General features: G+C 55.3%; 5 protein-coding genes and 1 pseudogene. 5 read left to right on the top strand and 1 reads right to left on the bottom strand.

Going from position 1 to position 4,540, the window contains the following annotated elements; all coding sequences use genetic code 11:
• From ACPLUI_RS11365 to rbr, 5 genes are all read left to right on the top strand, one after another.
• Window positions 1-174, top strand: a 174-nt coding sequence (locus tag ACPLUI_RS11365; protein WP_424660375.1) for a DUF2284 domain-containing protein, incomplete at its 5' end; no start/stop codon positions are given.
• Window positions 175-239: 65 nt separating this feature from the next.
• Complete coding sequence (locus ACPLUI_RS11360; protein ID WP_424660374.1) at window positions 240-1,859, top strand: B12-binding domain-containing radical SAM protein; 1,620 nt, start codon at window positions 240-242, stop codon at window positions 1,857-1,859.
• Between the two features lie 125 nt (window positions 1,860-1,984).
• Window positions 1,985-2,425 (top strand): Fur family transcriptional regulator, encoded by a 441-nt coding sequence (locus ACPLUI_RS11355; RefSeq protein WP_424660373.1) that lies wholly within the window; start codon window positions 1,985-1,987, stop codon window positions 2,423-2,425.
• A 123-nt stretch (window positions 2,426-2,548) separates the two neighbouring features.
• The gene (locus ACPLUI_RS11350; protein WP_424660372.1) at window positions 2,549-3,199 is read left to right on the top strand and encodes an NAD(P)/FAD-dependent oxidoreductase; all 651 of its coding nucleotides are present in this window, start codon (window positions 2,549-2,551) and stop codon (window positions 3,197-3,199) included.
• A 101-nt stretch (window positions 3,200-3,300) separates the two neighbouring features.
• Window positions 3,301-3,876, top strand: coding sequence for a rubrerythrin (gene rbr / locus ACPLUI_RS11345; protein WP_424660371.1), 576 nt, complete (start codon window positions 3,301-3,303; stop codon window positions 3,874-3,876).
• A gap of 498 nt (window positions 3,877-4,374) precedes the next feature.
• Here the strand turns inward: rbr and ACPLUI_RS11340 are convergent.
• Window positions 4,375-4,467, bottom strand: a pseudogene (locus tag ACPLUI_RS11340) (transposase); the annotation flags it as partial.
• Between the last annotated feature and the right edge of the window lie 73 nt (window positions 4,468-4,540).

Raw genomic sequence — 4,540 nt, 5'->3', positions numbered from 1 at the left:
TGTGAAGAGTGCAATACAGAGGGGGCGTGCCGCCGTCCCGTGGAGGCCCGCCCTTCTCTGGAGGCCTGCGGCATCGATGTCTTCCAGACGGCACGCAGCAACGGCCTGAATCTAACCCCGGCCCGGGAACCGGACGAACCCTGCCCCCGGGTGGGTCTCTTGTTGCTGGATTAACTGTAATGCCCGGACTATGATTACTCTGAATACTTACAGATTACTTCTTGGCGAGGTGACCTGCCATGCGGGTTTTGCTCCTCAACCCACCCCTGTTGACCGATCCTTTTACCGACGACCTGGTGGTCAACGCCCCCCTGTCTGCCTGCCTGCTTACAGGTTATGCCGGGGCCTGTTTAAAGCAGGCCGGATTGGACGTAACCGTTATGGATGCGGACCTGGCCGGCCTGGACGTGGCTCAGACCAGGGAACAGCTGCTGGCTGAACACTTTGATTTGCTGGGTGTGCACTTAAAATTCCTCTGGGGACGGACGGCTGAAATAATGGCCATGTTGCGGGCCGTGAAAGAAGAAAAACCGCACATTCACCTCAATCTCTACGGCCATTACCCCACCTTTGCCTGGGAACCGCTGTTGCAGCAGTTCCCCTTTGTGGATTCGGTGGTCCTGGGGGAACCGGAGTTCACCCTCACGGATCTGGCCCGCCGCCTGGCAGGCCTGGACGAAGGGTTCTGGCAGGATACTGTAGGGCTGGTCGTGAGCGGCGAAAGAGGTCCGGTGCAAAATCCCCCACGCAGTGCCATCACCGACCTGGATGCCCTGCCTTTCCCTCTGCAGCCTTCTCCGGAGCTGGCCGGCCGGCGCAACACGCACAACTACATCCTGGGCAGTCGCGGCTGTTTTGGCCGCTGCACCTTTTGCTACCTCAATTCCTTTTACGGACCCGGTACGGTCTGGCGGGGGCGCAGCCCGGAGAATATCGTGGCTGAAATTGATGAGGTGTACAAGGCCACCGGCAACCCCTCTTTTTACTTTGCCGACGCCAACTTTTTCGGCCCCGGGGAAAGGGGGCGGCAGCGCGCCCTGGAACTGGCCCGACTTTTGAAGTGGCGGGACTTCCCCCTGGTTTTCGGCCTGGAATGCCGGTCATCCGATGTGGATGAGGAGGTGTTCGCCGGACTGGTGGAGGCCGGGTTGCGGGATGTGTTCCTGGGGGTGGAAAGCGGTTCCCAAAGCGCCCTGGACCGTTTTCAAAAGGGTACTACCGTGGCACAGAATGAAAGGGCTATTGTTATCCTGCGCCAGCTGGGCCTCAACATTTCCCTGGGCTTCATTAATTTCGATCCCGGCACCACGCTGGAGGAAATCCGGGAAAACCTGGATTTTTTAAAGCGCATGGAGTTGCTGGACTGCCCTTCCACCACCGCCCACCTGTTTTTTCACCGCCAGGTCGTCCTGCGGGGTACTCCGGCCTACAACCAGATGCTGGCCCGGGGTCAGTTGAGAGCTGTGGGGTTCACCGCCCATGAGGGGGAATATACCATTGCCGACGTGCGGGCGGAAGCGGTGGCCCGGGTGATGGGTGCTGTGGCTCGGCGGGTGCTGGATATTACCGGAGGCGAAGATATGTACACCGCCAGGGGGCCGAAGATAAGCTGCTGCGGTGGCAAGGGCAATGGAGGCTCCGGCGTTGACTGCGAAATTATAACCGCTGGTGGCGGGGGGCCTTCCGTACTACCCGGCGTCGGGCGGCAGCGATTGTACAAGCGGTTGAATCTTTTCCTGCAGGACTTCCTCTCCCGGCTTTTGGATGCCGCCGGCAGGGGGGAACTGAACCTGGGCACGGTGGCCGAATTTGTCATGGCGGGCCAGGAAGAGATAGAAGGCATAATTAAGGATGTTTGAGGTTGGCATACTTTGATGGATGCCCGCAGAAAAATAAGCTTGACAGCGATCGGGCCATCAATTATAATTTGTAATGAATTCAAATTTGGAATGATTTCAAACAGATTCCGTCGGGAAAAAGGGCCATGGAACGAGGCGACCATAAGGGAAAAAAGAAACACATACCGGTACTCGCCGAAAAGCTCAAACGCTTCGGACTTCGTGCCACCCCGCAGCGGCTGGCTATTTTGGAATTTCTGGAGGGAAATACTTCTCACCCTTCGGCGGAGGAGATTTTCCGGGAGCTCAAGCCGCACCTGCCCTCTCTTTCCATGGCTACCGTATACGGAACGCTGGAAGTGCTTCGAAAGGAGGGGGAAGTCCAGGAGCTTACTATTGACCCTGAACGGAAGCGTTTTGATCCGAATCCCAAACCTCATAATCATTTTCTTTGCCGCAAATGCGGCAGGGTTTACGATCTACCCGTCGATCTGTCAGCTTTAACTCTTCCCGCAGACATAGAAGGTTTTTGGGTTGAAATCTTTACCGTTGATTTCTATGGCCTCTGTCCCGCATGTAAAAAATAGGTACTGGGGGTTCTGAGTCAAAGGCGGTATTGTCACTTCAGCCATGGACGACTGAACCTGTCAAGAAGTGCGACTGTCGCAATACGAATTTTTAGAATAAAGGGTTTTGGGAGGTAGAAATTTATGCCGAGGGGCGCAGTTTTGCAACGGGACGGCCAGACCTATGCTATTGTACCGTGGATTCGTGGAGGAATCGTGACGCCTGAAATTCTCGAGCGGCTGGCAGCGGTAGCACGCAAATACAAGATCCCGGTGATGAAGCTTACCTTCGCGGGACGGATTGCTCTGGTGGGGCTCAAGGAGGAAGAAGTGGAGGCAGTCTGGGACGAATTGGGCTTGGAACCGGCCCCGGCGGTCGGTCCGTACCTCAGGAGCGTTCGAGCCTGTCCGGGTACGGCGGCCTGCCGGTTGGCCCAGCAGGATTCTCTCGGACTGGGTATGAAACTGGAGGAACAGTTCGGGGGACGGGACCTGCCGGGCAAGATGAAGGTGGGTATCTCCGGTTGTCCCATGAATTGTAGTGAGGCATGGGTACGGGATTTTGGGGCTTTCGGCAAGAAGGATGGTTTCACGGTGGTAGTTGGCGGAAGCGCGGGAGCGGTACCCCGGATTGGCGAGGTGCTAGTGGAAAAAGTGACAGCGGATGAAGTGATCCGGCTTTTTGAACGGATCCTGGAGATTTACCGGCAAGAAGGCAGGAAGGGCGAGCGGTTCAGTGCTTTCGCAGCTCGGGTGGGTTTGGATCACCTGAAAAAAACATTGGGTTTGGCTTAGGGGAGGAATACATACTCCATTTTCCATCCAAAATCGGAACTATGGTCCCATATTCCCAAGGACAATGGGGTCACATTCCAACGGTAAGGAGGTTTTAAGGAATGAAAAGTCTTAAGGGAAGCCGTACGGAGAAGAACCTTGTCACAGCGTTTGCAGGGGAATCCCAGGCCAGGAACCGTTACACATATTTTGCCAGCCAGGCCAAAAGAGAGGGTTATGAGCAAATTGCGGCCATTTTTTTGGAAACTGCCGATAATGAGAAGGAGCACGCCAAGCGCCTGTTCAAGTTTCTGGAGGGCGGTGAGGTGGAAATAACCGCCGCTTTCCCGTCGGGCGTCATTGGCGACACCCTCACCAACTTAAAGAGTGCGGCAGCCGGAGAAAACCACGAACACATCCAGATGTACCCCGAATTCGCGCGTGTGGCAGAAGAGGAGGGCTTTCCGGAAATTGCCGCTGTTTTCCGGGCTATCGCCAGGGCCGAGGTGGGACACGAGGAGCGGTTCAGGGAGCTTATCGCAAACCTGGAGCAGGGCAGGGTCTTTAAGCGTGACCGGAAGGTGACCTGGCGCTGCCGCAACTGCGGCTACCTGCACGAAGGTACGGAACCGCCCGAGGTCTGCCCGGCGTGCGAACACCCCAGGGGCTATTACGAAGTTTACTGCGGGTGCTATTAACGCGGGTGTGGCAGAGCGGATGCGCTTTTCTGTTAACTAAGATAAACCCTGTCGACCAGATACCTCTCGACAGGGTTTTTTCTTGACTTAGGGGAAAAAGACCAGGTCAATTCCTCACGGCAGGTGGCCCGGCGGATGACAATTTTCTCAGCCGTTTCCGGGTGGACTTCGCCGTAATATTGGTAATCTGGGTTGATGGGGTGGTGTGAGAGTCGGGGACCAGCGCCCCTCTCTGAGAATAAGCTCACATCAAGCGAACCGTTGGAATTGTCCCGGTTGCGAAAGATTATAGTATTGTCTGGAGTAGTTGGTGTCAATTCATCTTTTCGATGATAAAACATAGGTATCAGCTCCCTTCTGGTGTTTAACTTATTTTTTGTTATGAAGGAAGCCACTATGCATAACAACCGCTCCGCCTCGTGAACAAGAACCTTGGCGCGGAATCAACCGGGTTGAGGACAGCCAGGTAATGGCGGTCAACCAACGACGGAAGCAGAATTTTCCAACCAGGATCCTTCTCCGGTACTTAGGTATCCAGACGAAGTGATAGTTGATGTTGTAGTGTGCGTACCTGGTTTTCTTCGTTTCCATGGCAAGTTAAGTATACCAAATCTTTTTGCCGGGAACACTTGTTTCCCGGCAAAAAGGTGCTTTCATCCCGCCC

The sequence above is a fragment of the Desulfofundulus sp. genome (assembly GCF_049701015.1).
In the GTDB taxonomy this organism is placed as follows: domain Bacteria; phylum Bacillota; class Desulfotomaculia; order Desulfotomaculales; family Desulfovirgulaceae; genus Desulfofundulus.
The sequence above is the reverse complement of the archived record's forward strand: the minus strand, read 5'-3'. Positions and strand labels throughout refer to the sequence as shown.

What these genes read in the sequence shown, in the direction of transcription:
- ACPLUI_RS11350 (WP_424660372.1), top strand. Translation starts at nt 2,549, where the DNA reads ATGCCGAGGGGCGCAGTTTTGCAACGGGACGGCCAGACCTATGCTATT.
- rbr (WP_424660371.1), top strand. Translation starts at nt 3,301, where the DNA reads ATGAAAAGTCTTAAGGGAAGCCGTACGGAGAAGAACCTTGTCACAGCG.
- ACPLUI_RS11355 (WP_424660373.1), top strand. Translation starts at nt 1,985, where the DNA reads ATGGAACGAGGCGACCATAAGGGAAAAAAGAAACACATACCGGTACTC.
- ACPLUI_RS11360 (WP_424660374.1), top strand. Translation starts at nt 240, where the DNA reads ATGCGGGTTTTGCTCCTCAACCCACCCCTGTTGACCGATCCTTTTACC.